Raw genomic sequence first — 5142 nt, forward strand, 5'->3', positions numbered from 1 at the left:
ACGCACCCACCTCGAACTCGGCGGCAAAGCGCCCGTAATCGTCTGCAACGACGCGGACATTCAGGCCGTGGTCGAAGGCGTGCGCACTTACGGTTACTACAACGCCGGCCAGGATTGCACCGCCGCGTGCCGCATTTATGCACAGGCCGGAATTCATGACCGTTTGGTGGCCGAACTCGGCGCGGCGGTCAGCAGTCTGCGCTTCGCCGGCAAACGCGATGCCGACAACGAAATCGGGCCACTGATCAGCACTCGCCAGCGCGACCGCGTGGCCAGTTTCGTCGAGCGCGCCCTCGGTCAGCCGCACATCGAACGCGTGACCGGTGCGGCGGTGCATTCCGGCGCGGGCTTCTATTACCAGCCGACGTTGCTGGTCGGTTGCAAACAGAGCGATGAGATCGTCCAGCGCGAAGTGTTCGGGCCGGTGGTCACCGTGACCCGTTTTGATGGACTCGAACAGGCGGTGGACTGGGCCAACGACTCCGAATACGGCCTCGCCTCCTCGGTCTGGACCCAGAATCTGGACAAGGCGATGCAGGTCGCGGCGCGCTTGCAGTACGGCTGCACCTGGATCAACAGCCATTTTATGCTGGTCAGCGAAATGCCCCATGGCGGCCTGAAGCGTTCGGGCTACGGCAAAGACTTATCCAGCGATTCGCTGCAGGACTACAGCGTGGTGCGGCACATCATGGCGCGCCACGGCCAGCATCTCTGACTACGCTAATAACAAGCCGCTAACGGCATGCTTCACCGMGTTCACAACTGCCCCGACCATAATTAAAGAAGAGGGAATCCCCATGTTCGTGCACAAGACCGCACTGCTCAGTGCAATCACCACCGCGCTGCTGGCGAGCGCCAGTCTCCAGGCCGCCGAACCGCAGAAAGCCGTCGGTGCTGGCGAAGGTCAGCTGGATATTGTGGCTTGGCCCGGCTACATCGAACGTGGTGAAAGCGACAAGGCTTACGACTGGGTAACCGGTTTCGAGAAGGAAACCGGATGCAAGGTGAACGTCAAGACCGCCGCCACTTCCGACGAAATGGTCAGCTTGATGGCCAAGGGTGGTTACGACCTGGTGACGGCGTCGGGCGATGCATCGCTGCGGTTGATCGCCGGCAAGCGTGTGCAGCCGATCAACACGGCGTTGATCCCAAACTTTAAAAACATCGACCCGCGCCTCAAAGATGCGCCGTGGTACGTGGTCAACAACCAGACCTATGGCACCCCGTATCAGTGGGGCCCGAACGTGCTGATGTACAACACCAACGTGTTCAAGACCGCGCCGACCAGTTGGGGCGTGGTGTTCAATGAGGAGAACCTGCCGGACGGCAAGCCTAACAAGGGGCGCGTGCAGGCGTATGACGGCCCGATCTACATCGCTGACGCGGCGCTCTACCTGAAAGCCACCCAGCCTGAACTGGGCATCAACGACCCGTACCAACTCACCGAAGCCCAGTACAAAGCCGTGCTCGATCTGTTGCGCGCCCAGCAGCCGTTAATCCACCGCTATTGGCATGACACCACCGTGCAGATGAGCGACTTCAAAAACGAAGGTGTGGTCGCGTCCGGTGCCTGGCCATATCAGGTCAACGGCCTGATGAACGAGAAGCAACCGATTGCTTCGACCGTTCCAAAAGAAGGCGCCACCGGTTGGGCCGACACCACCATGTTGCACGCCGAGGCCAAGCACCCGAACTGCGCTTACAAGTGGATGGACTGGTCGCTGCAGCCGAAAGTCCAGGGTGATGTGGCGGCCTGGTTTGGTTCATTGCCAGCGGTGCCGGCGGCGTGCACCGGCAGCGAATTGCTCGGCGCGGAAGGCTGCAAGACCAACGGTTTCGACCAGTTCGAAAAGATCGCTTTCTGGAAAACCCCACAAGCTGAAGGCGGCAAGTTCGTGCCGTACAGCCGCTGGACCCAGGACTACATCGCGATCATGGGCGGCCGTTAAGCCCTCTGTAGCAGCTGCCGAGGCACGAGGCTGCGTTGCGTGTCCGCAGGACCGCCCTCGGGGCCGCTGCGCAGCCCAACGCAGCCTCGTRCCTCGGCAGCTGCTACAGGGTAGTCATCACCATTCAGATTTAATTGATCGTTCCCCCGCTCTGCGTGGGAATGCATCACCGGACGCTCCGCGTCCACTCGCGCAAAAGTGACGCAGAGCGTCACCGGCGGCATTCCCACGCAGAGCGTGGGAACGATCATCACTGAAGTATTCAGAAGTCCAGGCAGGGCCGCTGCGACGGCCCTCGTCTTTTTGGAGCACCGCACCATGACGCTTGCAGTCCAGTTCACCAATGTTTCCCGTCTTTTCGGCGAAGTGAAAGCCGTAGACCGGGTTTCCATCGACATCCAGGACGGCGAGTTTTTCTCCATGCTGGGCCCCTCCGGCTCGGGCAAAACCACCTGTTTGCGCCTGATCGCCGGTTTCGAACAACCGAGCGCAGGCTCCATCCGCATTCATGGCGAAGAAGCCGCCGGGCTGCCGCCGTATGAGCGTGACGTCAACACCGTGTTTCAAGATTACGCCCTCTTCCCGCACATGAACGTACTCGACAACGTCGCTTACAGTTTGAAGGTCAAAGGCGTCGGCAAAGCCGAGCGCCAGAAACGCGCCGAAGAAGCCCTCGACATGGTCGCCCTGGGCGGCTACGGCGAGCGAAAACCGGTGCAACTGTCCGGTGGTCAGCGCCAGCGTGTGGCACTGGCCCGCGCCTTGGTCAATCGCCCTCGCGTGTTGCTGCTCGACGAGCCGTTGGGCGCCCTCGATTTGAAGCTGCGCGAACAGATGCAAAGCKAGCTGAAAAAACTGCAACGCCAGCTCGGCATCACCTTCATCTTTGTCACCCACGACCAGACCGAAGCGCTGTCGATGTCTGACCGTGTGGCCGTGTTCAACAAGGGGCGCATCGAGCAAGTCGACACGCCGCGCAATCTCTACATGAAACCGGCGACCACGTTTGTCGCGGAATTCGTCGGCACTTCCAATGTGATTCGCGGTGATCTGGCGAAGCAGCTCAGCGGCAACCCACAACCGTTTTCGATTCGCCCGGAACATGTGCGATTCGCCGAAGGCCCGCTGGCCAGCCACGAGATTGAAGTCAGCGGTTTGCTGCACGACATTCAGTATCAGGGCAGCGCCACGCGCTACGAGATGAAACTGGAAAACGGCCAGACCCTGAATATCAGCCAGGCCAACAATCAATGGCTGGACGTCAGCGCCCAGCACCAGACCGGACAACGCATCAGCGCGCGCTGGGCACGGGAAGCGATGATCCCGCTGCATGACACCTTTGCCGGCGGGGTGTGAAATGAACACCGTGGCTATCCCTCAAACCCCGGCCAGCGGTTCGCCGTTGCGCAGGTTTTCCAACCTGCTGTATCGCCGGCCCAACCTGTACCTGTCGATGCTGCTGGTGCCGCCGCTGCTGTGGTTCGGCGCGATTTACCTCGGCTCGTTGCTGGTGTTGCTGTGGCAAGGTTTCTACACCTTTGATGACTTCACCATGGCGGTCACACCGGACCTGACCCTGGCCAACTTTGCGGCGTTGTTCCAGCCGTCGAACTTCGACATCATCCTGCGCACCTTGAGCATGGCGGTTGTCGTCTCCATCGCCAGCGCCATCGTCGCGTTCCCGATTGCCTACTACATGGCGCGCTACACCACCGGCAAGACCAAGGCGTTTTTCTACATCGCGGTGATGATGCCGATGTGGGCCAGCTACATCGTCAAGGCGTACGCCTGGACCCTGCTGCTGGCCAAGGGTGGCGTCGCACAGTGGTTCGTTCAACACATGGGACTGGAGCCGGTTTTGCAGTTTGTGCTGGGCATTCCGGGCGTGGGCGGCAGCACCTTGTCGACTTCGCATCTGGGCCGCTTCATGGTGTTCGTCTACATCTGGCTGCCGTTCATGATCCTGCCGATCCAGGCGTCGCTGGAACGTCTCCCACCGTCTCTGTTGCAAGCTTCGGCCGACCTGGGTGCGAAGCCGCGCCAGACCTTCATGCAAGTGATTCTGCCGCTGTCGATTCCGGGCATTGCCGCCGGCTCGATCTTTACGTTTTCCCTGACCCTGGGCGACTTCATCGTGCCGCAACTGGTGGGCCCGCCGGGCTACTTCGTCGGCAACATGGTGTACGCCCAGCAAGGTGCGATCGGCAACATGCCGATGGCCGCGGCGTTCACGCTGGTGCCGATTGTGTTGATCGCCATCTACTTGACCATCGTCAAACGACTGGGGGCCTTCGATGCACTCTGAGAAAGCTTCTATAGGTCTGAAAATCGCGGCGTGGGGCGGGCTGGTGTTCCTGCACTTCCCGATCCTGATCATCTTCCTCTACGCCTTCAACACCGAAGACGCGGCGTTCAGCTTTCCGCCCAAGGGTTTCACCCTGAAGTGGATCGGCGTAGCGTTCTCGCGGCCGGACGTGCTGGAAGCGATCAAGCTCTCGCTGCAGATCGCCTCCGTCGCGACCTTGATAGCCATGGTCCTTGGCACCCTCGCTTCAGCGGCGTTGTACCGCCGGGACTTCTTCGGCAAGCAAGGCATCTCGCTAATGCTGATCCTGCCGATTGCGTTGCCGGGGATCATCACCGGGATCGCGTTGCTGGCGACCTTCAAGACATTGGGGATCGAGCCGGGGATGTTCACCATCATCGTCGGCCACGCGACCTTCTGCGTGGTGATCGTCTACAACAATGTCATCGCTCGATTGCGTCGCACTTCCCACAGTTTGATTGAAGCGTCCATGGACCTCGGCGCCGATGGTTGGCAGACCTTCCGCTATATCGTGCTGCCGAACCTTGGCTCGGCGTTGTTGGCCGGCGGCATGCTCGCGTTTGCCTTGTCGTTCGACGAAATCATCGTCACCACCTTCACCGCCGGCCATGAACGCACCTTGCCACTGTGGCTGCTCAACCAGCTCAGCCGCCCACGGGACGTGCCGGTGACCAATGTCGTGGCGATGCTGGTAATGATCGTGACCATGCTGCCGATCCTCGGCGCCTATTACCTGACCCGGGGTGGTGAGAGTGTTGCGGGCAGTGGCGGGAAATAACTAACTCACGGACAACGACTACCCCTGTGGGAGCGAGCCTGCTCGCGAAAGCGGTTTAACATTCAACATTGATGCTGGCTGACATACGC

The 5142-nt window shown here is 60.5% G+C and carries 5 protein-coding genes; all 5 read left to right on the top strand.

Features of this window, described 5'->3' with window-relative positions:
* Positions 1 to 715: aldehyde dehydrogenase family protein (locus tag AC1DRJ_RS18720; RefSeq protein ID WP_477803470.1), on the top strand; the 715-nt coding region annotated here is incomplete at its 5' end.
* Positions 716 to 797: 82 nt separating this feature from the next.
* The gene (gene ydcS, locus AC1DRJ_RS18725) at positions 798 to 1949 is read left to right on the top strand and encodes a putative ABC transporter substrate-binding protein YdcS (protein WP_477803471.1); all 1152 of its coding nucleotides are present in this window, start codon (positions 798 to 800) and stop codon (positions 1947 to 1949) included.
* 318 nt (positions 1950 to 2267) lie between these two features.
* Positions 2268 to 3305 (top strand): ABC transporter ATP-binding protein, encoded by a 1038-nt coding sequence (locus AC1DRJ_RS18730; RefSeq protein ID WP_477803472.1) that lies wholly within the window; start codon positions 2268 to 2270, stop codon positions 3303 to 3305.
* 1 nt (position 3306) lies between these two features.
* Complete coding sequence (locus AC1DRJ_RS18735; protein ID WP_477803473.1) at positions 3307 to 4254, top strand: ABC transporter permease; 948 nt, start codon at positions 3307 to 3309, stop codon at positions 4252 to 4254.
* On the top strand, positions 4244 to 5053 hold the full coding sequence (locus AC1DRJ_RS18740) for an ABC transporter permease (protein ID WP_477803474.1): 810 nt from the start codon (positions 4244 to 4246) through the stop codon (positions 5051 to 5053). The genes AC1DRJ_RS18735 and AC1DRJ_RS18740 overlap by 11 nt, the downstream gene beginning before the upstream one ends.
* Positions 5054 to 5142 lie beyond the last annotated feature (89 nt).

Source organism: Pseudomonas sp. P5_B2 (assembly GCF_056400445.1).

Excerpts from the sequence above, each read along its gene's own strand:
- AC1DRJ_RS18735 (WP_477803473.1), top strand. The coding sequence starts at position 3,307 with ATGAACACCGTGGCTATCCCTCAAACCCCGGCCAGCGGTTCGCCGTTG.
- AC1DRJ_RS18740 (WP_477803474.1), top strand. The coding sequence starts at position 4,244 with ATGCACTCTGAGAAAGCTTCTATAGGTCTGAAAATCGCGGCGTGGGGC.
- ydcS (WP_477803471.1), top strand. The coding sequence starts at position 798 with ATGTTCGTGCACAAGACCGCACTGCTCAGTGCAATCACCACCGCGCTG.